The sequence below is a fragment of the Enterococcus raffinosus genome, from assembly GCF_019175485.1.
Taxonomy (GTDB): domain Bacteria; phylum Bacillota; class Bacilli; order Lactobacillales; family Enterococcaceae; genus Enterococcus_A; species Enterococcus_A raffinosus.
This window is the reverse complement of record NZ_CP072888.1, coordinates 2,429,743-2,454,514: the sequence shown is the minus strand read 5'-3', so window position 1 is coordinate 2,454,514 and position 24,772 is coordinate 2,429,743. Positions and strand designations below refer to the sequence as shown.

Below are 24,772 nucleotides of genomic sequence, written 5' to 3'. Positions count from 1 at the left end.
TCTTGGTGAGAATAATAGAAAGGGATGGGTAAGGCAATGAACAAAAGTAGATTCAAAAAAGTAATGGTGCTTTTTGCAATCATTTTAGTAATCATTCAAATTATCTCACCTGCTGTATTTGCTGAACAACAATCAATAGAAGCTACACAAAATAATACAAGCGAACAGATAAGTGATCAAACGATTGAATCAGTTAGCCAATCTACAGAGATTTCAAGGACAGAGGGGAAATCGAGTGTTTCATCATCTGAAGAAAAGCAGACGATGTCATCAGAACAAGAAATACAATCAAAACGATATAAACAAACGGAACCGCGCAGCTCCAACGATATCTCTGATGAAGTTTCTGTTAATGATTGGTGGATATTTGAAAATTCGGTTGATGATCCTCTTTCAGCTACGAAGGCTGCTTCCGCCAAAGTAGATTATAATTTTCAATTTATCTGGTCCTTGAAAAAAATGGAGGGACAATATTTAACAGCGGGAGAATATTTCTGTATAGATATGCCTGAGAATATAGGGATTGCTTCAGAAGGTATCGAAGCGTGGGGATTTTGGTCAATCGGGACTACCGAAACTCATAAGACTGACTTGAAGGCTACTATCAATGGAGTGGAATATACGATCGGGCAATGGTGGACAGATTGGCGTGATGATGGTTCCCCTCGAGGAAAATATTACATGAAAGTAGCTTTTAATGATGAAGTTACCGGGAAAGAAATCAATCAAATTACAGGAATTCAGTTCAATATTCCTGAGAAGTCATTAAAAAATATGACCTTAAAAGGCGGTATCCAAGAGGTTACCTTTGGAAATAAAATACAACGAATCAAATTTGAACAAGCTAAAGAGGAATACTCTGAAGGCGATGATTATAAATACAATGCTCAAAAAGGAAGCAACACATTGACCTTTGATATAGGAATCGGTCGAATGACTTTAAATGAATTGTCTGGCGACGTTGTTGATTATGATGCTAATCAAAAGACAGGATTTTATCTTGATGGGGATTATCATGGATATCGTTGGGGGGAGAACCTTACTGAATTAGATGACATTTATTTAGAGGATACTCTAGATCCTGGTGTCGTTGTTTCTAGCATCAGTCTTTCTGCCCTTGTTCAGTCACCAATTGGTCTATCTGAGGAGAATCTTGAAATGCAGACCGGAGGATTAATTAACAGAGATGTGGCTACATTTGAATCGTATCTATTTGCCGACTATGGTAATGGACCAGTCTATCGAACAGCGGGATCGAACCAAGAAATAAAATTCCCTAAACAAGAAAACTCTTATAAAGTTTTAGTTCAAAAGGATGACGAAACATTGGCAGCATTCCGTGAACGAGTAAAAGCACATCCTCAACAATATGGCATCTATACAGAAGGCACTGGGAAGACGGCTAGGCGAACTATCTGTATTAATATTGGAGATATTCATAAAGAAAATGGTGTTCAAAAAAAATATAGTGATCTAACGGATCAGAAATATGCCGTTCCAGAGCGAACTATTACGAGAAAAGCTGGAAGTGTTTTAGGAGCGGAAGAAGTCAAAATTACGCAATTTGCGGTAGAGGCTGCAAGTAACAGTATCAAACATGGGTTTTATCCAGAATCTTATCGGGAAATACTGGAGGATTATTATACTTTAGCCTATGGTGATGGAAACGTGATTAATGGACAAGTGTCTTCATTTAATATTTCTATGAAACTCAATTATCCGATTGATGAGACGCTGGGAGAGACTAAGACAAATACGGCACTGGCTTACTATTCGAATGCGAAACAACAAGAAAATCCTAATTTTAATCCACCGAATCAACTGACAGGTGAAGGAAATATGACCAACCCTTACGGAAAGATCGCAATCAATACTGATACAATCGCGTTGATTAAGTATGATGGCGCTACACTGGAGGAGATGAACAACGTTGAATTTGAGCTTCAGAAGAAGAGTGGTCTTAATTGGAATACGTTATCAACGCATGAAACTAAACAGTTTACTACTAGTGAAGGCGAGAAAGTTCAAGGAGTCATTCAAGTTTCCGGTCTAGATAATGGAACCTATCGTTTTGTTGAAAAAAATGGCGAAAACAATATCTATCCAGAGGGCTATGATCAGACAAAGTCAAGCGATTGGAATACTTCGGAAAATAGAATCGTATCCAAGGAAATAGTAGTGGATGGTCAGACAACGAACGATCCCGTAGTGATAGAAAATATTCCAATCGCTTCTGCCCCATATGCTATCGAGCATTATTTCTTGAAAGATGGAAAATCAGCGAGTAGTACGAATCAGGAAGATTTTGAGCTGAACTTCGTTGAAAATGAAACAGGCGAAATACGTAAGCCGATTGGATCGATCTTTACAGGAAAGCCTCGAAATAACCTAACAGGCTATTCCTATAAAAAGATTACGGAACTTGAGAAAGATAGTGGAACGATAACTGCTATCACTGATCCGAATTTAAGTTACAAAGAAAATGGTCAATTAGTACTACGTTTTTACTATGTACCAGATGACGATTCGATTCCTTTTACGATTACAAAACTAGATATGGCTGATAAACCGATGCCTTCTTATGATGCACAAGGAAATGCTTTGGAGCATGAGGTATCCTTTTATATTTATGAGTTCGATTGGGGGAATTCAGAAGGAAAAAGTCCAACTGATGCTGGTGTGGAACCCGAAAAAGGAACCTCTAATGATTATTGGAAATTGGTCGAAACAGATAACCAAGGGAACGCTTTACAGCAACCAATTAAGACAGATTCACAAGGACGAATCCGAGCTAAAATTGATTTAACAGATAATGGCGTGATAGGAAATGCAAAAACATTTGCAGTTGTAGAGGCTGAAAATACGTATCCTAATTACGAAGCACCTAGCGTAGAAGATGCTTGGTGGTTTATTTGGACCGGAACTGGTGCTGATAACAGTTCGCCAAAAGGAACCTTCTCATGGTGCAATAATATGGGGGCAAATAACCCAGGCTGTATTAATGATACGCAAGAAGATAAGAGTCAAAGAGTTTCTCTTAAGAACAAAACATCTAAAGGAAACATGAAAGTCTACAAGGCAGATCAGGATAAAAATATGATGTCCTCTGATGCTAAGAAACAAGTAAAATTCGAATTTTATGAGTACATCGATGATGGGAATTGGACAGAGGGTAGGAAGCCTGAGGATGGGCATTTAGACGATCCGACGATTTGGAAATCATTGGGAACTGTTCAAACGGATGCTGATGGGAAAATCATTGATCATGATCTTACTGCAGTGAAAACTTATGCGTTAAAAGAAATCAGTTCCTATCCGAGTTTTGCCGTGCCGACCGGCTATTGGATTTTATGGACGTCTAGTACTTCAGAGGGGATTGTGAATCATCAGGTGTCTTATGTTCAAGGATCAAATGACGATTCAGGAATAGTGCAACCTGATGCAGAAGAAAATTCGATCGGATCTGCAATTTTATTGAACAAAGAGATCAAGCAAGAGTTTTCTTTTATTAAGGAAAATGAGCAAGGAGACCCTTTAGGTGAAGTAGAATTTGACCTTTATGCGGGTAAAGAAAATGAAGTGCTGGAGATCGGTACCAATGATGATCCAAACGCAGCTAATACTTATTGGAATATGAGCGAGCCATTCAAAAGTGCGATAAGTAACGCTGCTGGTACCAATAAAGGAAAAGTAAGCTTTGATTTAGCTGCTGGGACTTATTTATTAGTAGAAACTAAAGCAGCGTCTGGTTATCAGTTACCTGCAGGACAGTGGATTTTAACGATTGATCCATTGCATGCAGATCCTGATCAACGAATTAAGATACAGGCTCGTGGAGATCCGCTGCCGCCAGCTTTTTATGAAAAGGATGGTGTCTACCATTTGCCAAATATGAGGAAATACAAACTACCTTCCTCTGGATCGTTCGGAATGATTTTTTCTGTCATACTTGGTGTAATCTTGATCGGTTTTGCTATTTTAGTTAGGGAAAGCAGACCAGAGAAAAACTAAGCTCCGAACAAAAAAATTGTTCTATGCACGTATTCATGTTAACTTACAATTAGTAAGTGAGGTGCATGAAGATGGAATACCTATATCAAGAGGGAAACCCAAATGGAAGAAAATTTATTTTGCTTCATGGAACAGGTGGGGATGAAACGTCTTTGCTGGAGTTGGCAAAATTTTTAGACGGGGATAGTACAGTCTTGTCCTTACGAGGAAAGATTAAAGAAGACGGGATGAATCGTTTCTTTAAACGCAACGGCTTGAATCAATTTGATTTTGAGAGTTTAGAAAAAGAAACGGATCATCTATTGGATGAAATCAAAGCAATCAGTCAGGAAAAAGGAATCCCGCTGGAAGAATGGACCTTAGTTGGGTATTCAAATGGGGCGAACATTGCGGCGCATTTGCTGCTGGAGCGAGAAACAAGCCTGTCCAGAGGAATCTTTTTCCATCCAATGTCCTTGGAGCTGCATACCCAATCATTTCGTTTAGAAAATAAAAAAATTTGGGTTTCCTATGGCGGTGCGAAGGATCCGATCGTCAGTGAGGCCTCCTTTGCGGAACTAGTCGCGGCCTTTCGCGATCGAGGTGCGGCAGTCACGGTAGTCGATACGCCTTATGGTCATCAGGTCTCGATGGACGAGGTTCAGAACGCGCGGGAATGGCTGAAAGAGTAGTGACACCATTTTTGGATATGGTAAAATGAGTCGAAGGGGTGGCGCGATGACAGACTCATTTGAATACAAAGGCTTGACCTTGACACCAACAGACTTGGCATTCAATGATGACGAATTACAAAAATTATTGACCTTTGAAGGGGCGATCACTCATGAACGCCTGAAGGGCTTTAATTTTCATTATTATTTGATGCCGGAATATGACTTGAACGGTCTTTTGGCGAAACTGGGCGATGCCGAACGCAAAGCAAAACGCATCTACTACATCACAGGACAGCTAGTTTCCAGTGATTTGAAGGATATGACCGTAGACGGGTATTATATGCCGACAAACTGGGGCTTTATGCATGTAGAGAGTCATAAATAGGAGTCGAAAGAGAAATCTTTCGGCTCTTATTTTTGATTTACTTTAATAATCTGCTTGTTTAAATACTTTTTCAGAAATTGAGTAAGAAGCAATTGTTTTTTCTCACGATGATATGGTTAGTAATATTTCTAAATGTTTTTTAGTAGAGCATTCTTCAATTAGAAACAGACTCTTTTGGTTTTCTATGGTTGGAAATATTTTTCTTTCTATTAGAATAGAAAAATAATTTTATATCTTGTTCATAAATGTGTTTGTAGTTAGTTCGTCTTATGTTTAATCACCTGTATTGACTACAGTATGGATAGATATTATAGATAAGATAAAAGAATAAAAAAATATGAAGAAACTTTTTCAATTTGTGATTTTCTAAGTTAGATAGAATATAAGATTTTCGTTTCGTTAAATATGTCTAGTATTTATTCTTATAATCGCTCTGTTCTGTGATAGAATGCTTACGGACTTAATGACAGCTAGGAGATAAGTTTATGTATACAAAAGAAGTTTTCAATAATAAGATGAACAGCTGGATCAACATTGATGCGGAAAATGAAGAAGAGTTGAAGAATCTTTATCGGGATTATGGGATCGATAGTGAGTTCGTGGATTATTCCTTGGACCGGAATGAACGGGCGCATCTGGATTATGACAAAGAAATGGATGTGCTGCTGCTGATTTTTAATGCGCCGAATCGACGCAAAATTGATAATCACTATGAGACAGTCCCCATGACTTTTATCGTGGTCAAGCAAACGTTAATCACTGTAACCAGTCAGGAAAGTAAATACTTATTCTTTGAGATAAAGAATTATTTAGAGAAGAATCCGAACAGTACGTTGTTTGAGCTGCTATTCGGCAGTCTCTTCATTATTTCTGATCAGTATTTTCCTTTTGTCGAGGGGATGGATCATGATCGTAAACGAATCAGCAACTTGTTAAAGGAGAAGACGACGAAGCAGAATTTGCTGCTGTTGTCCGATTTAGAGACTGGGATCGTGTATTTCGTAACGGCATCTCGGCAAAATGTGCTCTTAGTACAGCAAATCAAAAGTCATGGCATCTATCGGCGGTTGAGTGATCAGGAAAAGGAAAGTTTGGATGATGTGCTGATCGAAGCACAGCAATTAGTGGAAATGACAAAGCTATCCTCTCAAATTTTACAGCAATTATCTGGTACCTATAACAATGTGCTGAATAATAACTTGAATGATACGATGCGTGTGCTGACGGTCTTATCCGTCCTATTGACGATTCCTACGATCGTTTCCGGCTTTTTCGGCATGAACATGCCGCTGCCGTTGGAGCATAACGCTTCAGGCTGGATCATTACTATCTTAGTGAGTCTGGTGCTTTGGTTTGGCTTATTATACTTATTACGGAAGTTAATGAAATAGTGAGAATTCTTCGAAATGATCATGATTAGACTGCTGTAATTTGTTGTAAGATAGGATACACTGATAATGAGGTGGGTGATCACTATGCGAAACATAAAACCAGTTTCTGATTTGCGTAATTATAATAAGCTATTAGAGCAAGTAACGACAGATGAGCCTGTTTTTCTGACTAAAAATGGTCATGAAAAATATGTGGTAGTGACTATTGAGGAGTATGATCGCTTGAAAGCCAGTTTAGAAATCGTTGTGAAACTAAAAAAAGCTGAAGGTAGCGGAATGATCTCTCTTTCTGAAGCAAAGAAAAGGTTTGGTGTATGAGTTACACTGCTTGATTGACCAATGATGTAATTGTAGACATTGAGAATTTCCAAGAAAAAGGAAAAGATGCAAAAAACAGCTCTTTCATTCGTGAAGAGTAGTGCCGAATTGAAGCAAGTCGTGCCAAAGCTGGCATGGCTTTTTTCATGTCTTCAAATGCGGCGGCTTTCACCAAATTTTTTTATCAGACAAAAAATTTTGGTTTTGGGCATACAAGAGGGGAAGAAGATGCTACCTTAGTAAAGTGATTAGTGCAAAGTAAATGTCGAGTACTGATGGTTACTTTGCTTTTTTTCTGTAAAAACAAGGGGGAATATACTGTATCTCCTATGAAATAAGGAGTTTTTGCACTAGAGTAAGTGCAATCATTTCATATTGTTACAAGAAGCACAAATCACTATAGTAAAGCATGTAAGGAGAGAGCATGATGCAACAGATAACGAAAAGACAAATTCAAGTCTTGCTGCAATTTCTTGAAAACACAGAACCAGTGACGACCAAGGAGTTAGCGAATCAGCAAAATGTAAGCGTGCGCACGATCAAATACGATCTGGATGATATTCGTCTGTGGCTGCAGGAGCGAAAGCATGATCTGACGAGCAAACGAAGTCAAGGTGTGTGGCTGGAGCTGAGCGATTCTGAACGAATCAAATTGAAAAGCGAACTGATGGAGGTTGATCGGCTGGAACTATTTGCGGATCAGACATTGCGTTTGGATCGGTTGAGTATTCATTTAATGCTCACGAATCAGGCGATTACTTCCTTTGAATTGGCGGAGCGCTTAATGGTCAGCAAGGACACCATCCTTAATGACTTAGAGGCTCTGGAGCAACAGCTGAACGAGCAGGGAATCACGCTTGAACGGCTGCCGCGAAAAGGCTTTTTGATCTCAGGCCCGGAGCATCAGGTTCGTCTGCTGATCGAAGAGGTCTTGCAAAAAGAGCTGACGGATTACGACATTTACAAAATCATGGAGCTGCTTTTGCAAAGTGAGAAGCAGGAGGGGTATGAGCTTTACTCAGCCAAAGGGACGGCTTTTCAGGAGGTCTTCAATCAAGTGTTGGCCGATATGCGGCAGTTGTTGAAGCAAATCGACACCGCTGAGCTGAACTACGCGGAGCTATTGAACATGCTGATCCGAGTCGCGATCGCGACTGTTCGTTTGCAAAATGAATACACTATTGGCCGCTACCAGTTGCTGAATGATCCGAAAGAACAGCAGGAACTCTCTTACTTATTGATGCAGCAGGTTTTTTCCCATTATCAGCTGCCGTTGTTTGAAGACGAGTATCGCTACATTTATAGTGATACCTTCGAAAATGATCTGCAGCAGGATGTGATGACCTTGACGGAGAATTTGATCCAAAAGGTAAGCAAAAAGATCAACTACTCCTTTTCGAATGATCCGCAGCTGTTGACCAATCTTTATGCTCATTTATCGATGCGCTTATCCCGCAAACAAAAATTCGTGAATGAGTACAATCCCTTCAAGGATGATATCAAAGCGAAATATCCAGAGCTGTTTGACGCGATCGAAACAGTGGTACGGCGAGAGATTCAAGGAAAAAGCGTACTGATTAATGATTCCTTTATCGCCTACATCGCTTTGCACTTTCTCGTTTCCTATGAGAAAGCGGCGGATTCGCGAAGTGTTCGTGCGGTCTATGTTTGTTCTACAGGATTAGGCGTCACGAGCTTGATCAAGCAGAAAATCTCAGAGGAGCTTTCTAATATCGAGATCGCGGCTTTTGCTTCGGTGCTGAATGCTCAGGAGATCATCAAACAGAAGGAACCGGAATTAGTCATCAGTATCTTTCCCATCGAGGGAATGGATTGTGAATTTATCAAGGTTCACCCGCTGCCGACTAAACAGGATTTAGAAAAGATCCAGCAGGCAGTCAAAAAGACCTTGAGTCAGTCGCCGCAAAAAGGCTCGAAGAAAATAAGATTAGAGCCGGTGGGCAATCGAACATCGCTAGAGGATTTTAGCAAGGAGCTGATCTTACAGGCTTATACCATTTACGAAAAGCTGCTGTGTCTATTCCAAGAGCAGCTGAATCAAGAATATCGCGAAGCTTTCCTATTACATGTCTTTTTGATGGTTCATCGAATCATCTTTGATCAGCAATACATGATGGAAGGGAACAAATCGGATGGAGCAGATGAAACAGCTTCTTCATATAACCAAGAAATAGAGCAATTGTTTACAGAGCATAATTTAGCAATCAATCAATCCGAGATCAACGCATTATTTGCTTACATCAAAGGATAGTCAAAAGGAGGAAGAGAATGACCGTGACTGGCGAAGCGTTACAAATCATTTCAACCAGCGAACATCAAAGAGAACTAGAAGAATTAATCGATTGGCTCAGCGGAGAACTTGCGGAGGCGAAAATCGAACCGACAGAACTGCAATGGACGATCCTAATCAATCATTTAAACGAAATGCTGAAGCGTTCGAAAGAACAAGAGGCGATTCCAGAGGTTGATCCAGAAATGTTCAGCGAAGTCTCGCAAGAAGCGTTGCGGCTAGCTGATGGTGTCGTCCAAAAAATCAGCAACTTATCACAAGACGAGATGTATGTCTTATCGATCCATTTTGAAACAGCCAAACAAAATTAATTTAGGGGGAAAAATAAATGATCACAGTAGTAATTGCAGACCGTATGGGTAAAGGACAAAATGTCGCAAAAGGCGTAGAAGCAGCAGGCGGAAGAGCAGTAGTCGTACCAGGTATGGGCGCGGATATGCGCTTAGGTGATGTGATGCAGCAGGAAAAAGCAGATATGGGGATTTCATTTTGCGGCAGCGGCGGAGCAGGTGCGTTAACGGCGGCGACAAAATACGGCTATCCAGAACGTCACGGCATGCGCTCAATCGAAGAAGGGATAACAGCGATTAATGACGGAAAAACAGTGTTAGGCTTTGGCTTCATGGATCAGGAAGAATTAGGCAAACGTCTAGTAGAAGCATTTGAAAAGAAACACAATTAGGGAGATGAGCAAATGAGTATCCAAGATTGTCAACAAGTCATTGTGACTGTCGAAGGCAAAGGCGATTCCAAGCAGCATGCGTTTGCTAGTGCGCTGGGAAACATTCAGAAAAAAATGATGCAGGAGTCGGAAGTGATTTTACGCATTGAGCCAGTAGAGGTGGAAGTGATCAAGGCAACAGAAAAAACGTACAAAGAACGATTCCTCTTCTTCTTCTTTCCACGAAAAAGAACCAGCTATCATGTGGAGTTGGAAGTAACGGTCAACGTGACGACGCTTCAAGTGAATGACGTCGCCTTTACACAGGAAGTGACGGATGATCCTGACGGTATTCAAATTCCCGTTATTTCCAAAAAGATATAAGGAGAAACGGTTAGTCTACGAACAAGAAGGAGGAAATAAATAGTGGAGTTTACAATTATATTAGTTAAATCGATCATCATTGGCGGATTGCTCGGATTTTCTGCCTCGATGGGGGCGGCACGAATGTTTCATGCCCCAAGTACGCAAGGGTTGGGTGCCTTTCGTACGCTGGGTGAGATGAATGCCTGTATGGGTGACCCGGCTTCGCACTTTTCATTTGGATTAGGATTTTTCTTCAATGCTTGGGCTTCAACGGTTGGCGCTGGAGCGTTTACCCAGGATGTGACACATCGGATCATTCCGAACTGGGCAGCATCGGTCTTATTAGCGAAAAATAAAAATGTTTCTGAAACAATGCATGATCCTAGAAAAATGGGCTTTGTGGGCGCTGTTGTGGGCGCGATTGTTGTGGCATTCTTGAATTCAACCGCTGCCGCAATTCCAGAAGCATTGCAGGTAACAGCAGTAGCCGTATTGGTTCCCGCAGCAACAACATTGATTAACATCGTCATGCCAGTTATTTTCTGGTTAGCAGCATTGGATGCCGGCAAACGTACTGGCTTCTGGGGAACATTATTTGGCGGCATCGCGCAATTAATCATGGGAAATGCGGTACCTGGTGTGGTACTTGGGATCTTGATTGGTAAAGGGGTCGATGAGATCGGCTGGTCAAAAGTAACCAAGATGATGATGGGTGCAATTATCTTACTGTTTGTTCTAAGCGGCTTCTTCCGTGGCTTCGATCTTCAAGTATTGGAAAGCTTCAAGCTGCAGGCGCCGAACTGGTTAGAAAATATCCACAAGCTGCTTGGATTAAGCTAATTTAGTCATCGGTAAAAATAAGATGCCAGATTGCGAGTTTTACTCTATGTTTCGGCATGGTTAGCGGCATCATATGCGAAACGACAAAAGATCATTTTCAAGTTTTTTGAAAAATGATTTCTTAATTAGGAGGGAATTTAATGGATAACACAGAAGAATTGGAAAAGGAACAAGTTGCGCTTTCTGAAGAAAAGAAGGCGAAGAGCTTCTGGTATGCTGACTGGGCATTTCCTATTACGGTAGGAATTATGGCTGCGGCGGTTTTTGCGGGAACACATATGTACGTGACTCATGGGGTGGGTGCGTTTAATGAAGTTTCGATCGTAGCGATGTTGAAGGCAGGCTTAGATGGTGGTTCTTATGGAGCGGCTGCGGCGTTTGGGGCTAGCTTCTTGTTTGCTCGTATCTTAGAGGGCTCGCTTGTGGGGATTCTTGATTTGGGTGGATCGATTCTAACGGGGATCGGTATCGGTATTCCGGCGATTTTCTTAAGCATGGGCATTCGCGCACCCATTGATAACTTTGCTTTGTCGCTGATTACAGGAGCTGTTCTAGGCTTACTTGTCGGCGGTGTGATCATCTTGATTCGTAAATTTACAATCAATCAAGCGAATTCAACGTTTGGCGCAGATGTAATGATGGGTGCCGGAAACTCTTCTGGCCGCTTCTTAGGCCCATTGATTATCTTGAGCGCATGTGGCGCTTCTATTCCAATCGGGATTGGTGCAACATTGGGAGCGTTAGGCTTCTATGCCTGGAAAAAACCGATTGCTGGTGGAGCAATCCTTGGAGCAATGGTACTTGGGACGATCTTCCCAGTAGCACTTCAGTAGAAAGAAGGCCATAGGATGTTTGATTTATTAATCAAAAATGGAAAACGAGTGAACGGTGAAAAGGTGGAAGTGGCGATAAAGGATGGCGCTATCTTAGCAGTAGAAGCTGAGATCGAGTCCCCTTCAAAGGAAGTGCTGGATTTAGAAGGAAAGCATTACTTATCGGCAGGTTGGGTCGATGACCATGTGCACTGCTATGAAAAAATGACCCTGTATTATGATTATCCAGATGAAATTGGGGTCACTAAAGGTGTGACTACCGTGATTGATGCGGGGACAACCGGTGCGGAAAATATCGGCGATTTTTATGAGCTGACGAAAAAAGTGAAGACCAATGTTTACGCCTTGGTCAATATTTCAAAATGGGGAATCGTTGAACAGGATGAACTGGCGGATTTATCGAAGGTTCAAGCGACTCTTGTTCGTGATCGGTTAGCCGAGCTGCCGAAGTTTATCGTGGGAATCAAAGCACGGATGAGTAAAACAGTCGTTGGTGAAAATGGCATCACACCATTGGAATTAGCAAAAGATATCCAGCGTGAGAATCAAAACCTTCCATTAATGATTCATATCGGCTCGGCACCGCCAGAGCTGCGGGAAGTATTGGAGCTATTAGATGCGGGAGATGTGCTGACGCATTGCTTTAATGGCAAGCCCAATGGCATCTTGGACAAAGAAACCGATCAGATCAAGGATTTCGCGAAGGCTGCTTATGAAAAAGGCATTGTTTTTGATATTGGTCATGGGACGGACAGCTTCAATTTCCATGTCGCTGAAATCGCGTTAAAGGAAGGGATCAAGGCAACGTCCATCAGTACAGATATCTATCATCGCAACCGCGAGAATGGGCCTGTTTATGATTTGGCGACAACGATGGAAAAGCTGCGCGTTGTTGGATACTCTTGGGAAGAGATTCTGGACAAGGTAACTGCGGTTCCGGCTAAATACTTCCATTTAGAGAGAAAAGGACAATTGAAGGCTGGTTATGACGCGGATCTGACGATTTTTGATTTGGCAGAGGGCGAGAAAATTTTAACGGATTCAAACGGGTTCACCCGAACAGCCACTGAGCTGATCAAACCAGTGAAAACGATTATTGGAGGCACCATTTATGACAATTAGTTACGACAAATTTGGCTTGATGGAAGTCATCAACGCTTCTGGGAAAATGACGATTCTCGGGGTATCAAAGGTGTCAGAAAATGTGCAAGCGGCACAACGTTTCGGCGGCGAGCATTTTTTTGAGATGAGTGAGCTGTTCATTCAGACCGGGGCCTATATTGCGAAGCTGCTAGAAGTAGAGGATGCACAAATTGTTTCCTCTGCATCCGCCGGCATTGCACAGTCTGTCGCTGCGGTCATTGGACAAGGCAGTATGTATCATGCCTATCATCCTTATACTGACCGTATTCAGAAGCGAGAAATTGTTTTGCCGAAGGGACACAATGTTGATTACGGAACGCCAGTTGAAGTAATGGTTAGTCAAGGTGGCGGACAAGTGGTGGAGGCAGGCTATGCTAATGGCTGCTCGCCAGAGCAAATGGAAATGATGATTACCGATCAAACTGCGGCACTGCTCTACATCAAAAGTCACCATACGGTACAAAAAAGCATGCTGACAGTAGCAGAAGCTGCGGCTGTCGCAAAAAAATATCAGCTGCCCCTGATCGTTGATGCGGCAGCGGAAGAAGATCTTTATCAGTACAGCAAAGCGGGCGCTGATTTAATCATTTATTCAGGCGCGAAAGCCATCGAAGGTCCTAGCAGCGGTCTAGTCATTGGTAAGAAGCAATACATCGAATGGCTTCGCCTTCAGGGCAAAGGAATTGGACGTGCGATGAAGATTGGTAAAGAAAATGTCATGGGGTTGACCCAAGCGTTAGAGGATCGTTTAGCCAATGGGAGTGAGACGGGTGAGTCGATGAAGCAGCGTCTTGCACCATTCATTGATCAGCTTGATCAAATCGAGAGCTTAGAGGCTAAAAGTGTCCAGGACGGTGCTGGAAGAGCGATCTATCGCGCCAGTGTAAAAGTGCAAAATAAATCCGCTTTCGAAGTAATCGAAGCGTTAAAAGCAGAAGATCCTGCCATCTATACGAGAGAATATCAAGCGAACAACGGCATTATCGAGTTCGATATTCGTGCGGTAAATGAAGCAGAGATGGATAAAATCGTTCGACGATTAAGAGAAATCATGGAGAAGGAGTCTGAATAAATGTCATTAACCCCAAACTATTATAAAGAGCGAGTATGTCTGAATGTTTTAGCGAACTCAGTTGAAAATGCGCGTGATTGCTATACAGCAGCAGAAGGCCATGTTGTTCTAGGTGTGCTATCAAAAAATTATGAGAGTGACGAAGCGGCTATCGAAGATATGAAAAACTATCAGGCAGCGACAGAAAATGCGTTGTCTGTAGGCCTTGGTGCTGGCGATCCGAATCAGAGTCAAATGGTTTCGCGTATATCTGGTGAGCTTCAGCCCCAGCATGTAAACCAAGTCTTCACAGGTGTTGGGACTTCTCGTGCATTGCTTGGACAACAAGATACAGTGATTAACGGCTTAGTGTCACCCTGCGGCAAGGTTGGCTATGTCAATATCGCAACCGGACCGTTGAGCTCGCAAACCACTGAAGCAATCGTTCCAATCGAAACAGCGATCGCCTTGTTGAAGGATATGGGCGGCAGCTCTGTAAAATACTTCCCGATGAAGGGCTTATCCTGCAAGGAAGAATATCAAGCAGTGGCAAAAGCCTGCGCCGAAAATGATTTTTACTTAGAGCCAACGGGTGGCATCGATTTGGAGAATTTCCAAGAGATCGTCAAAATCGCTCTTGATGCCGGGGTTGAAAAGGTGATCCCTCATGTGTACAGCTCGATCATTGATTCCGCAACAGGGGATACGAGACCTGAGGATGTACGCACTTTACTAGATATCGTAAAAGAACTTTTATAGTTTCTATATAGAAGGGCATGGCAAAAAGCTATGCTCTTTTTTGATGTGTAAAGTGAAAAACTCCAACCGACAATTCATTGACAGCGCTTTAAAAATGATGTAAGTTAAAAGACAATATAGAGTAACAGATATTTTTTTAGCTACGTTCGTGAATAAACGCACAAAATAAATGGAGTAGGAGGAAACGAAATGATCGAAACTTTTGTATTTTCAAGTGAGAGTATTTTTTTACGAGAAGAAAATCAAGCAAATGTTCAACCGCTGCTGGACTATTTAAAAAGTCGGAAGCAGCAAATCGGAATGGTCTTCTATGATCAAGCGACGATGAACAATGTCTTGCTGGAGCATCATTTAGCGGATTATTTGGACTTTTCTATCAATGGTGAAGTTGCCGGAACGGTTCCTCAGGGGTTAGTGGACTTTCTGAAGGTTGAATTGAGTCATCAAAAGGTCAATTTCATCTCGAATTCTCTGGAACAATTGCAAGAAGCCGAAGCGTTAGGCTTCAAACCAATCTATATCGCTGAAGACTGCGATAAAGAAGATACGCCTTGTAGAGCCTTTAGAGATTTTAACCAGCTGCATATTGGCGTGATTGAAAACCGCTTCGAAAAATTAATGTAAACGACTAAATTGAATCGTAAAGCAGAAGCCCTTGGCAGTTTTTAAAAGAAAATTGTCGAGGGCTTTTTGTATGTTATTTCGTAACGGATATTTAGGTCGAAAAACAAGGGATAATATAATACAACTTTTTAAAATGAGAAATGCTCAGTATAATTTAATAATAAACGTAAGATTTTTGGGTTTTATTTAATGAAGGTTGTGGTTGTTAGATTTCTAAAGAAAACGCTTAAAACTTTGTGTTGACAATCTTTTCGCAACTGGTATAATCAAAAAATAAAATATTTTTCGAAAATTCTGAATAAAAGAACAGCGTTCGAATATTTGTTAAATTAGAACGATCAGTTATTTTTTAACCTTAATTTAAAAATTAGAAGGCAGGGAGTTAATTATTTTATGGAGAAAGAACTGCTGCGGGTCGAGGACCTTACAGTCAAATTTCGCACCTATAACGGAGAGGTAACTGCCGTAAATAATTTAGAGCTTCTATTAAATGAAAATGAAACATTAGGGATCGTTGGAGAAAGCGGCAGCGGGAAAAGTGTGACGTCATTAAGTATCATGGGATTATTAGAGGAATCCACCAGTTCAGTTAGCGGAAGAGCGCTGTTCAAAGGAACGGATCTGATCGCCATGAAGGAAAAGGAGAAGCAGGAGTATCGCGGCAATCATTTAGCGATGATCTTCCAAGAACCGATGACTTCTTTGAATCCGCTTCATAAATGCGGCAATCAAATCATTGAATCTATGTTGATTCATACGGACATCTCAAAAGCGGAGGCGAAAGAAAAGGCGATCGAACTGCTGAAGCTCGTGGGAATACCTGCACCAGAGCAGCGCTTTAACGAATATCCACATCAAATGTCTGGTGGGATGCGTCAACGGGTCATGATTGCAATGGCTTTAGCTTGTGATCCGCAGCTATTGATCGCGGATGAACCGACGACCGCATTGGACGTGACGATTCAGGCACAGATTCTAGAAGTTCTAAAGGAATTGAGAGATCGCCTCAAGATGGGGATCATCCTCATTACACATGATTTAGGCGTGGTGTCCGAAGTCTGCGACCGCGTGATCGTTATGTACACGGGGAAGGTTGTTGAGCAAGGATTAATTCGTGAAATATTAGACAAACCTAAGCATCCTTATACGGAGGGTTTGATTGCAGCGATACCGAATATCCAGGATGAAAAAGGAAAATTAAGCAGCATCGAGGGAATGGTCCCACAGCTGGACAACATGCCGAAAGGCTGCAGCTTCCATCCTCGCTGTCCTTACGCGATGGCTATTTGTAAAGAAAAACGACCAGCATTAACAACGGATGAGAATGGTCGAAAGGTTCGCTGCTTTAAGTATTCGATGGAAGAAGAGACCGAGGTGACGACGTAAATGATGACGCAAGAACCGATTATTAGGATGGAAAATGTCAAACAATATTTTGAGATTCGCGACAGTAAAGGGAAAAAGGGCACGCTGAAGGCAGTTGATGATGTGTCCTTAACCGTCAACAAAGGCGAGACTTTTGGAATTGTAGGCGAGAGCGGCTGCGGCAAGAGTACCTTGGGAAAGACTATGCTAAACCTTGGTGCTATAACGGACGGAACGATCATTATCGATGGGCAAGATGTCAGCGCCTTTAAGAACCGAAAAGAAAAAGTGGCCTTTGGGTCAAAGGTTCAGCTCGTTTTTCAGGACCCGTCAGCCTGTTTGAATCCGCGAAATAAGATCAAAGATATCTTGGCGGAGCCTTTTCAAATACACCATAAAAAAGACATGACCAAAGCAGAGATCGAAGCGGAAATTGATCGCTTGCTGACAATGGTCGGGTTAGCACCAGATTATAAGCAGCGCTATCCTCATGAGATGTCCGGTGGTCAGAAGCAGCGGATCGGAATTGCTCGAGCGCTAGCTCTAAAACCTGATATCATCATTTGCGACGAACCTGTTTCAGCCTTAGACGTATCGATCCAGGCACAGGTGATCAATCTGTTGGTGGAGCTGCAGAAGCAGATGAACCTCACTTATTTCTTCATTTCTCATGATTTAGGGGTGGTTTATCACCTATGTGATCGAATCGCGGTGATGTATTTAGGGAATGTCGTGGAATTAGCAGATCGTGATGCTCTATATAAAGACACCCTGCATCCATATACTAAAGCTTTAATTTCAGCAGCACCAACGATCGACAAGGAAAAGACGGAACGGATCGTCTTGACTGGCGATGTGCCGAGTCCGGCAAATCCGCCTAAGGGCTGCAAATTCCATACACGCTGTCCATTTGCAATGGAAAAGTGCAAGACGGTAGTTCCGGAGCTGCAGGAAGTGAAGGACCAGCATTTTGTCGCCTGTCATTTACACAGTAAAGAGGGTTAACATTCCGCGTTTCAACAAGATTCGCGGGGGAGACTGCGGCATAAAAATCAGACTTAATTTTTCTTCTGAAAAATTAAATACATTTAGCAAAAATAAGGAGGAGTACTAGGGTATGAAAAAAAGAAAGATGTTGTGGAGCGTCATTTGTTTAGTGATGTTAACACTTGCCGGTTGTGGTGGCGGTGGCGGCAGCACTGACGGGTCAAACGATGGTGGCGGCAGCGGGGATGGCGACAAGACATTGGTAGTCGGGATGGCATCTGATTTGAAGACTTTGGATCCTCATCATGGCTATGAGGTATACGGCAATATGGTGTATTACGCGATGTATGATTATTTATATCGAACTTATGAATCCTCTACACCAGAGCCTTCATTAGCAGAATCACATGAATTAGATGAATCTCAAAAGGTTCACACGTTCAAAATCAAAGAAGGAGTGAAATTCTCAAGCGGGAATGAGTTGACGTCAAAAGACGTGAAGTTCAGTGTCATGCGGACAAAAAATCTAAAAAGTAATACGACTCATCATACGGAAAATGTTGAAAGTATCGAAACACCGGATGACTATACCGTGAAGTTTACATTGAAGGAGCCAGATGCAGCCTTCTTAGTGAAGCTTGCGAACAATTCCTTTGCAATTTTGGATTCAGAAGTAGTGAAAGAACATGGTGGTACCGATGCAGAGGATGCCTCTTCTAAGGATACGGCTGAAAAATGGTTGAATTCAAACTCAGCGGGATCAGGAGCCTATGTCTTAGACAAATGGAAACAAAATGAAGAACTTAGTTTGGTCAAGAATGATGACTACTGGGGTGAAGTGAAGAACGATAAAGTCATCTGTAAGGAAATTCCAGATGTGAATACGCAGATTCAAATGTTGAAACAAGGGGATATTGATATTGCCTTGGGAATCGGTGTAGATAACGTTTCTCAACTGAAGGATCAAGAAGGCGTGAAAATTAAGAATTATGTTGGTTCGACAACAACCTTCTTATTGATGAACCAAGATGAGGAAATCGGCGGACCAATGGCGAATCCAAAAGTCCAGGAAGCGGTTCGTAAGGCCATCAATTATAAAGAATTACTCGAAATTTCAGGCGATCAAGCCGTTCTTCCACTAAATATCGTACCGAAAGGCTTTGTGGGCGCATTAGAGAAGGAAAAGGATTATCAAGACTTAGACGAAGCGAAGAAATTAATGGAAGAAGCTGGTTACAAAGATGGCTTTGACATTAAGTTCACTGTCGCAACCTTCGATACAGAAGGAATGTCATGGACGACTTTAGGTCAAAAAATCAAAGATGACCTGGAAAAAATCGGGATCAATGCGAAGATCGAAACATCTGAGATCGGTGTGGTTATCGATTCTTATCGTGAAGGAAAAGAAGCTTTCTTAATGATGCATTGGCATCCAGATTACATGGATATCAACAACCAATTAGCCTTCTTACCAGGTGATACAGTTGGCGAACGGGCGAAATGGATGGATACTTCGAATGCGAAGATGGAAGAATTGAAAAAAACGATTCAAACAGAATCAGATGAAGAAAAACGTTCGGCAGCATCTGAAGAATTACAAAAATTATTGGCAGATGACATGCCTTATGCTTTCTTAGTTCAGCATCCAAAAGTATTGGCTTACCGAGACAGCTTGAAGGGTGTCAACTACTACGAAGTACAAAAAATCAATTTCCAAGATGTCAGTATCAACTAACCAAAGAGCAAGGGGCAAAAGTATATGAGGAATATGGCTAGGTTTTTATTACGGCGCTTAGTATTTGTTTGCTTTTTGATCATTGGGGTGACGTTTTTAGTATTCATGATCTCACACCTCGTTCCCAGTGATCCAATTGCATCCAATATGAGTCCAAACGCGATGAGCGATCCTGTGGCGGTGGCGGCGTACAAAGCACGCTGGGGATTGGACAAACCGTTAATGGAGCAATACTTTATCTATCTGAGCAACTTGTTGCGGGGAGATCTTGGGACTTCGATTCGCACCGGTAATCCTGTTATCAGTGATTTAAAACAGTTTTTCCCTGCGACTTTGGAACTATCCATCATGGCGATGCTGATCGCGGTGTTATTCGGGATCACGTTTGGGATCATCTCTGCGGTTTATCGCAACAAGCCGTTTGATTATCTAGTTCGTACTATCTCAATCAGCGGGGTCTCGATCCCGAACTTCTGGTTTGCATTAGTCATGTTGCTGCTGTTTTACTCTAAGTGGCAGCTGTTTCCAGGCGGTGGACGAGTCAGCTCTCGAATATCGGCGCCAACAGGCGGGACAGGGCTTTATGTCTTAGATGCACTAATAAGTGGCAATTGGGCATTACTTAACGATGCCCTCTCCCATTTGATTCTGCCGGCGATTGTACTGGGATTCTTTACCATGGGACTCATCTCACGGCAGACCCGCTCAAACTTGCTGGAGGTTTCTTCATTGGACTATATTCGAACAGCAAAGGCGAAGGGCTTGTCTCAGCGTCAGATCGTGTTACGTCATGCGTTGGGAAATGCCTTGATTCCTGTCATTACTGTTATGGGAATGGGCTTTAGTAACCTGTTAGGCGGGATGGTCTTTGTAGAAAAGATCTTTTCGTGGCCGGGAATCGGGCAATATGCGTATCTTTCAGCAACGACACTGGATTTTCCAGCAATCTGCGGCGTTTCACTATTGATCGCTATGGTCAACGTCCTGCTGAATCTCTTGATCGACATCCTTTATGGAGTCATTGATCCGAGAGTGAGGTACAGCTGATGAAACGATTGTTAAGACAGAAGAACTTCTTATTTAAATTAGGATTGGTCATTTGTGTGTTGTGGGTGATTGTGGCGATCCTTGCACCAATAATCGTTCCGAAAAACCCATTAGCTCAAGATATGGCGGGACGCTTCTTATCTCCAGGATCGTCTGGGCATTTACTAGGAACAGATGAATTGGGACGAGATGTATTTTCTCGTGTGTTGATGGGGAGCCGGGTTTCGATTACTGCGGGACTAGTAACTGTTTGTATCACAATTGTCATTGGCACCATCTATGGTGGGATTGCCGGATATGTCGGTGGTATCATCGATGATGTCATGATGCGTTTCGCAGAGCTGATCGCCGCCTTTCCACCATTGATTTTGGCGATGGTCATTGCCGCGGCGTTGGGGCCAAGTATCTTCAATTCAGTGTTGGCGATGACGATTATTTGGTGGCCCAACTATGCGCGACTAATGCGAAGTCTCGTGATTACTTTGAAGGAAAATGAATATATCGTCGCCTCCAAAGTGTTAGGAGCAAGTCATTTGCGCATCTTGGTGAAGGAAATCGTACCGAATGCGTTGGGGTCACTCTTGGTTATGGCGACACTGGATATCGGGAACGCGATCGTAACATTCTCAGGACTAAGCTTCTTGGGGTTAGGGACACAACCACCAACGCCTGAATGGGGCTCAATGGTCTCTGACGGTGTCAATAATATGAACTATTGGTGGATCTCCACCTTCCCGGGTGTGGCGATCTTCTCTATGTCGATCGGCGCTAACTTTGTGGGTGATGGTCTACGAGATTACATCGATCCAAAAATCAAAAATAAATAGATCAACAACGTCTGACTTAGGAAAATTGCTAAGTCAGATTTTTTTTGCTCCAAATCAAGAAATAGTAAATGGGTGTCGCAAAATCAATAGGAATGAAAGCTTGCAATGTCAATAAAATGAATACATACAGAAAAAGCAAACACTTTTTTCAAAGTTTTGTAAAAATGAATTTAACAGTTGTTTTGAATCAGGAGGAATCATTGATAATTATAAATTATATATTCTTTTTCGAAAGAAATTATTTTAATAATGAAATGTGATAAACTTATTATTGAAAAAGCCACACAGTGATATGAAAGAGAGAAGGTGAAGACTTTGGGTAGACATACGGATCCAAATGAAAAATCTAAAGGAAAATACGTGGTGATCGGTTTAGCGGCACTTCTATTAGCAGGCGGCACCTATTTTGGTGTGACGCGCGTGTTTAATGATTCGCCAGAAAAACCAAAGGAGACGGTCACTGCTAAGGATACGCCATCCTCGTCAAAAAAAGCTTCCGCAACAAGCAGCACGAAGAAGGCAGCTAAGAAAAAAACAGAGAAGAGTTCTGAGAAAAAAACTAAAAAGACAACGGAATCCTCTAAAAAGAAAAAAACAAAGACCTCTAGCACGAGTAAAAAGCAGGATAGTTCTGAGAAAAAAGCAGCAACAACTAAAAAGAAGGAAACGGTTAAACTAGATGCCTCATCATTAACTCAGAGTGCCGGAAAGGTGTACTATGGTGTTTATTATTTCAAGGACAAGCAGGAAGTTTCCAGCAAGAATTCTGAAGCAACCAGCGCTGCTAATATCATTGAATTGTTTATCATGGATTATGCCTTGGCACAGAAGGACGGCGGCAATCAGGTGATTCAGGACAAAAAGCTGACCGAATGGCTTACCCCCATGATCCAAGAGAATGACATCAATGCCACCAATGTATTGATTGACCATTACGGGATGGATAAGCTCAATGAATATTTCAATGCACAAGGATATGCAGAGACAAAACTTAATCGCCGAATGGTGGATATCAATGTTCGTATCACAGATGATGACAATTACACATCCTTGAATGATTGCATGAAATTATTGAAAAAAATCTACGACAATCGATCGAAAGAGCCGCAAAAAACAATGCTGGAAATATTAGAGGGACAAGTGATTCGTACGAAGATCCCGCAAAAGCTTCCAGAAAGTACAACAGTTGCCAATATCACTGGCGAACAACAAAATGTCGAAAATGATATTGGGTTGGTCTTAACGAAGGACAATCCCTTTGCGATCGCTGTATTAACTAGAGAAGTTTCGGATATTGTAAAAACACGAACAGCCATCGCTGACTTTAGTCTAGCGGCAACAAAAATAAAATAGCTAAAAAAGAGTTTGTCGAAGAAAAAAACGGCAAGCTCTTTTTTAGCAAGAGCGGAAGATGTACCAAAGGAATGATTGTGATGTTTTTTGCTATTTGTATGCTAAAATAAACCTAAGAAAAAAAAGAGTGATTATTTTTTAAAAGGGCTTAAGAATGGGAAAAGGAGCGGGTTCAAAATGAAAATTTGTCCAAGATGCGGGGAAGAAAATAGTGATCGTTCATTATTTTGTGAACATTGCGGGTACGAATTTGCCAAAACAGATTCATTGCCAAAAAGAAGCCAAGGCGCCAATCTACAAGAAACGAAGCCAACGACAACCGCAGTGTCGAACAATGGAAAATCGGGTATCCCTAAGTGGGCGTTCATCATTGCTGGGGTGGCATTGCTAGCAGTTGTTGTAGGTGTCGGTTTTGCGATGGCCAGTCGTTCCAACAACGAGGCGACACTCCCGTCAACCACGACTACCTCTAGCACTACTGATACCAGTAAATATGATGAAATTATTGCGGAAGCCAAGGAATTGACGATTAACGGTGATTATAAAAAATCCAATCTCAAGCTGAGTCGAATCCCTGCCAGTGATCTAGGCAAGAGCGAATTTTCAGCGATTGCAGCTGAAGTAGATGAGTTAACGGAGAAAAATGAAGAAGGACTTAAGCAAGAAGAGGACAAGGAAGCCGTTCAGAAGGCTCAGGAAAAAGACCGGCCAGCAGTGAGAACCTCAGGAAGTTCAAGCGACTTTACCGGGGACTATGCGAAATGGGCGAATACCTATTACTTTTATTATTCCCAAACTAGCCAACGGCAAACGGCATTAACGATCGGTGCGAATGGCAGTGTGACACAGAAAAATGTAAATGGGACTCAGTATTTTGGAAAGGCGACGATCACCAGTGCCAGTGGGGATGTCCTAAGCTATGAAACCAATGAACAGTACCCATCAGAGATGCCAGATACGAAGCTGATCAATCCAAATGTGCAAATCACAGTGACTTGGGACGGCGGTGGAACGCAGATTTATTATGGCTATGTTTCTTATTCTTCACGTTTAGCCTTGACGGATGGTGTTTCGAAGAATGATGGGGTCAATGAGGTTTGGATCTCTTAAGATTGTAAAAGAAAGAAGATGAAACCTTTTGGGAAGACATTCCAGTCCGAAAAACTCAGGAACAGCCAAATACGTTTTGATAGGGATGCTATTTCTTATACTTGCGGGTTCTTCCTATTTAGTAATGAATACTTTTTTTGCTCAACAGCAGGAAAGGACACCGAGTGTAAAGAAACAGGCTTCTGTGAAGACGCCCCCTCCAATTTCAAAAGCTGAAACAAGTATAGAGGTCGCCACAAGCAATAGCAGTGTACAGCAATCAAGTGAGTCAGAGCTGCAGACTGCTGTCACGGCGTTGAAGGAGAATGCCGATCAGGTTTACTATGGCGTTCATTATTTCAATCAGAGCAAGGACATTACTAGTAATAATTCTGCGCCAACGACTGCAGCCAGCGTAATCAAGGTGTTCATTATGGAGTATGCCCTCACACAGGCAGAGCCGAGCGAAGTCATTCAAGGCAAGCCATTGAATGATTGGCTCATTCCCATGATTCAACAAAGTGATAACGAAGCAGCCAATGTATTGATGGATCACTTCGGTATGGAGGAATTGAATGCTTTTTTTCAGGCAAAGGGATACATGGATACACGTTTGGAAAGAAGAATGCTAGATGATGAAGCTCGTAGTCAGGGAAAAGAAAACTATACCTCCTTGAATGATTGTCTCGCCTTCTTGAAACAGCTCTATCAGCAGCGAGAGACGTACCCTCAATCAACAATGTTCACCATTATGAAGGGACAGACGCTGCGTACGAAGATTCCCAGTAAGCTTCCTGTCGGTAGTATGGTAGCGAATAAAACTGGGGAGCTGGATGATACAGAAAATGACATCGGTTTGGTGTTATCAGAAAAGAATCCTTTCGCGATCGTTGTGTTAACAAAGAATTTCAAGAGTGTAGATGGGATCAGAACCGCCATAGGGGAGTTTGCACTAGCGGCAACAGAAACAGATCAATAGAGAAAAAGAAAATCGGTTTTGCTTTAGATGACTAAGGCAAAACC

The 24,772-nt window shown here is 42.0% G+C and carries 23 protein-coding genes; all 23 read left to right on the top strand.

Translation table 11 applies throughout. From position 1 onward, the window contains the following. Positions 1-36: 36 nt before the first annotated feature. The 23 genes from J9537_RS11990 (at position 37) to J9537_RS11880 (ending at position 24,728) form a co-directional block, all read left to right on the top strand. On the top strand, positions 37-4,011 hold the full coding sequence (locus tag J9537_RS11990) for a prealbumin-like fold domain-containing protein (protein WP_010745521.1): 3,975 nt from the start codon (positions 37-39) through the stop codon (positions 4,009-4,011). A gap of 71 nt (positions 4,012-4,082) precedes the next feature. Beyond that, positions 4,083-4,682, top strand: coding sequence for an alpha/beta hydrolase (locus J9537_RS11985; RefSeq protein WP_010745522.1), 600 nt, complete (start codon positions 4,083-4,085; stop codon positions 4,680-4,682). A gap of 46 nt (positions 4,683-4,728) precedes the next feature. Then, positions 4,729-5,049, top strand: coding sequence for a hypothetical protein (locus J9537_RS11980; RefSeq protein WP_240145422.1), 321 nt, complete (start codon positions 4,729-4,731; stop codon positions 5,047-5,049). Positions 5,050-5,534: 485 nt separating this feature from the next. Then, on the top strand, positions 5,535-6,440 hold the full coding sequence (locus J9537_RS11975) for a magnesium transporter CorA family protein (RefSeq protein ID WP_218256177.1): 906 nt from the start codon (positions 5,535-5,537) through the stop codon (positions 6,438-6,440). 84 nt (positions 6,441-6,524) lie between these two features. Continuing rightward, on the top strand, positions 6,525-6,758 hold the full coding sequence (locus J9537_RS11970; protein ID WP_010745525.1) for a type II toxin-antitoxin system Phd/YefM family antitoxin: 234 nt from the start codon (positions 6,525-6,527) through the stop codon (positions 6,756-6,758). A 427-nt stretch (positions 6,759-7,185) separates the two neighbouring features. Next, complete coding sequence (locus J9537_RS11965; protein ID WP_060789090.1) at positions 7,186-9,030, top strand: BglG family transcription antiterminator; 1,845 nt, start codon at positions 7,186-7,188, stop codon at positions 9,028-9,030. A gap of 17 nt (positions 9,031-9,047) precedes the next feature. Beyond that, complete coding sequence (locus J9537_RS11960; RefSeq protein WP_010745527.1) at positions 9,048-9,380, top strand: PRD domain-containing protein; 333 nt, start codon at positions 9,048-9,050, stop codon at positions 9,378-9,380. A gap of 17 nt (positions 9,381-9,397) precedes the next feature. Then, positions 9,398-9,751: a glycine-rich SFCGS family protein gene (locus tag J9537_RS11955; RefSeq protein WP_010745528.1), complete on the top strand. Its 354-nt coding sequence runs from the start codon at positions 9,398-9,400 to the stop codon at positions 9,749-9,751. 12 nt (positions 9,752-9,763) lie between these two features. Beyond that, positions 9,764-10,114: a DUF4312 family protein gene (locus J9537_RS11950; RefSeq protein WP_010745529.1), complete on the top strand. Its 351-nt coding sequence runs from the start codon at positions 9,764-9,766 to the stop codon at positions 10,112-10,114. Between the two features lie 42 nt (positions 10,115-10,156). After that, positions 10,157-10,936 carry a DUF4311 domain-containing protein gene (locus J9537_RS11945; RefSeq protein ID WP_028020513.1) on the top strand — a complete coding sequence of 260 codons (780 nt, stop codon included), beginning with the start codon at positions 10,157-10,159 and terminating at the stop codon, positions 10,934-10,936. A gap of 140 nt (positions 10,937-11,076) precedes the next feature. Then, the gene (locus tag J9537_RS11940) at positions 11,077-11,769 is read left to right on the top strand and encodes a DUF4310 family protein (RefSeq protein ID WP_010745531.1); all 693 of its coding nucleotides are present in this window, start codon (positions 11,077-11,079) and stop codon (positions 11,767-11,769) included. A 15-nt stretch (positions 11,770-11,784) separates the two neighbouring features. Then, positions 11,785-12,891, top strand: coding sequence for an amidohydrolase/deacetylase family metallohydrolase (locus tag J9537_RS11935; RefSeq protein WP_010745532.1), 1,107 nt, complete (start codon positions 11,785-11,787; stop codon positions 12,889-12,891). After that, positions 12,881-13,984, top strand: a complete 1,104-nt coding sequence (locus J9537_RS11930; protein ID WP_010745533.1) for a DgaE family pyridoxal phosphate-dependent ammonia lyase — start codon at positions 12,881-12,883, stop codon at positions 13,982-13,984. Before J9537_RS11935 ends, J9537_RS11930 begins: the two co-directional genes overlap by 11 nt. Beyond that, complete coding sequence (gene dagF / locus J9537_RS11925) at positions 13,985-14,722, top strand: 2-dehydro-3-deoxy-phosphogluconate aldolase (protein ID WP_010745534.1); 738 nt, start codon at positions 13,985-13,987, stop codon at positions 14,720-14,722. Positions 14,723-14,911: 189 nt separating this feature from the next. Beyond that, positions 14,912-15,346, top strand: coding sequence for a hypothetical protein (locus J9537_RS11920; protein WP_010745535.1), 435 nt, complete (start codon positions 14,912-14,914; stop codon positions 15,344-15,346). 393 nt (positions 15,347-15,739) lie between these two features. Then, positions 15,740-16,732 carry an ABC transporter ATP-binding protein gene (locus J9537_RS11915; protein WP_010745536.1) on the top strand — a complete coding sequence of 331 codons (993 nt, stop codon included), beginning with the start codon at positions 15,740-15,742 and terminating at the stop codon, positions 16,730-16,732. Further along, positions 16,733-17,716, top strand: a complete 984-nt coding sequence (locus tag J9537_RS11910) for an ABC transporter ATP-binding protein (protein ID WP_010745537.1) — start codon at positions 16,733-16,735, stop codon at positions 17,714-17,716. 112 nt (positions 17,717-17,828) lie between these two features. Next, positions 17,829-19,433, top strand: a complete 1,605-nt coding sequence (locus tag J9537_RS11905; RefSeq protein WP_010745538.1) for an ABC transporter substrate-binding protein — start codon at positions 17,829-17,831, stop codon at positions 19,431-19,433. A gap of 33 nt (positions 19,434-19,466) precedes the next feature. Beyond that, positions 19,467-20,480: an ABC transporter permease gene (locus J9537_RS11900; RefSeq protein ID WP_231371761.1), complete on the top strand. Its 1,014-nt coding sequence runs from the start codon at positions 19,467-19,469 to the stop codon at positions 20,478-20,480. Continuing rightward, positions 20,480-21,307, top strand: coding sequence for an ABC transporter permease (locus J9537_RS11895; RefSeq protein WP_010745540.1), 828 nt, complete (start codon positions 20,480-20,482; stop codon positions 21,305-21,307). Before J9537_RS11900 ends, J9537_RS11895 begins: the two co-directional genes overlap by 1 nt. A gap of 306 nt (positions 21,308-21,613) precedes the next feature. Continuing rightward, the gene (locus tag J9537_RS11890) at positions 21,614-22,660 is read left to right on the top strand and encodes a serine hydrolase (protein WP_231371762.1); all 1,047 of its coding nucleotides are present in this window, start codon (positions 21,614-21,616) and stop codon (positions 22,658-22,660) included. A gap of 177 nt (positions 22,661-22,837) precedes the next feature. Further along, positions 22,838-23,770 (top strand): zinc ribbon domain-containing protein, encoded by a 933-nt coding sequence (locus tag J9537_RS11885; protein ID WP_010745542.1) that lies wholly within the window; start codon positions 22,838-22,840, stop codon positions 23,768-23,770. 28 nt (positions 23,771-23,798) lie between these two features. After that, on the top strand, positions 23,799-24,728 hold the full coding sequence (locus tag J9537_RS11880; protein ID WP_010745543.1) for a serine hydrolase: 930 nt from the start codon (positions 23,799-23,801) through the stop codon (positions 24,726-24,728). Positions 24,729-24,772: the final 44 nt, after the last annotated feature.

What these genes read in the sequence shown, in the direction of transcription:
- J9537_RS11960 (WP_010745527.1), top strand. Translation starts at nt 9,048, where the DNA reads ATGACCGTGACTGGCGAAGCGTTACAAATCATTTCAACCAGCGAACAT.
- J9537_RS11900 (WP_231371761.1), top strand. Translation starts at nt 19,467, where the DNA reads ATGGCTAGGTTTTTATTACGGCGCTTAGTATTTGTTTGCTTTTTGATC.
- J9537_RS11930 (WP_010745533.1), top strand. Translation starts at nt 12,881, where the DNA reads ATGACAATTAGTTACGACAAATTTGGCTTGATGGAAGTCATCAACGCT.
- J9537_RS11990 (WP_010745521.1), top strand. Translation starts at nt 37, where the DNA reads ATGAACAAAAGTAGATTCAAAAAAGTAATGGTGCTTTTTGCAATCATT.
- J9537_RS11910 (WP_010745537.1), top strand. Translation starts at nt 16,733, where the DNA reads ATGATGACGCAAGAACCGATTATTAGGATGGAAAATGTCAAACAATAT.
- dagF (WP_010745534.1), top strand. Translation starts at nt 13,985, where the DNA reads ATGTCATTAACCCCAAACTATTATAAAGAGCGAGTATGTCTGAATGTT.
- J9537_RS11950 (WP_010745529.1), top strand. Translation starts at nt 9,764, where the DNA reads ATGAGTATCCAAGATTGTCAACAAGTCATTGTGACTGTCGAAGGCAAA.
- J9537_RS11935 (WP_010745532.1), top strand. Translation starts at nt 11,785, where the DNA reads ATGTTTGATTTATTAATCAAAAATGGAAAACGAGTGAACGGTGAAAAG.
- J9537_RS11885 (WP_010745542.1), top strand. Translation starts at nt 22,838, where the DNA reads ATGAAAATTTGTCCAAGATGCGGGGAAGAAAATAGTGATCGTTCATTA.
- J9537_RS11965 (WP_060789090.1), top strand. Translation starts at nt 7,186, where the DNA reads ATGCAACAGATAACGAAAAGACAAATTCAAGTCTTGCTGCAATTTCTT.
- J9537_RS11955 (WP_010745528.1), top strand. Translation starts at nt 9,398, where the DNA reads ATGATCACAGTAGTAATTGCAGACCGTATGGGTAAAGGACAAAATGTC.
- J9537_RS11920 (WP_010745535.1), top strand. Translation starts at nt 14,912, where the DNA reads ATGATCGAAACTTTTGTATTTTCAAGTGAGAGTATTTTTTTACGAGAA.
- J9537_RS11895 (WP_010745540.1), top strand. Translation starts at nt 20,480, where the DNA reads ATGAAACGATTGTTAAGACAGAAGAACTTCTTATTTAAATTAGGATTG.
- J9537_RS11915 (WP_010745536.1), top strand. Translation starts at nt 15,740, where the DNA reads ATGGAGAAAGAACTGCTGCGGGTCGAGGACCTTACAGTCAAATTTCGC.
- J9537_RS11985 (WP_010745522.1), top strand. Translation starts at nt 4,083, where the DNA reads ATGGAATACCTATATCAAGAGGGAAACCCAAATGGAAGAAAATTTATT.
- J9537_RS11905 (WP_010745538.1), top strand. Translation starts at nt 17,829, where the DNA reads ATGAAAAAAAGAAAGATGTTGTGGAGCGTCATTTGTTTAGTGATGTTA.
- J9537_RS11970 (WP_010745525.1), top strand. Translation starts at nt 6,525, where the DNA reads ATGCGAAACATAAAACCAGTTTCTGATTTGCGTAATTATAATAAGCTA.
- J9537_RS11940 (WP_010745531.1), top strand. Translation starts at nt 11,077, where the DNA reads ATGGATAACACAGAAGAATTGGAAAAGGAACAAGTTGCGCTTTCTGAA.
- J9537_RS11975 (WP_218256177.1), top strand. Translation starts at nt 5,535, where the DNA reads ATGTATACAAAAGAAGTTTTCAATAATAAGATGAACAGCTGGATCAAC.
- J9537_RS11980 (WP_240145422.1), top strand. Translation starts at nt 4,729, where the DNA reads ATGACAGACTCATTTGAATACAAAGGCTTGACCTTGACACCAACAGAC.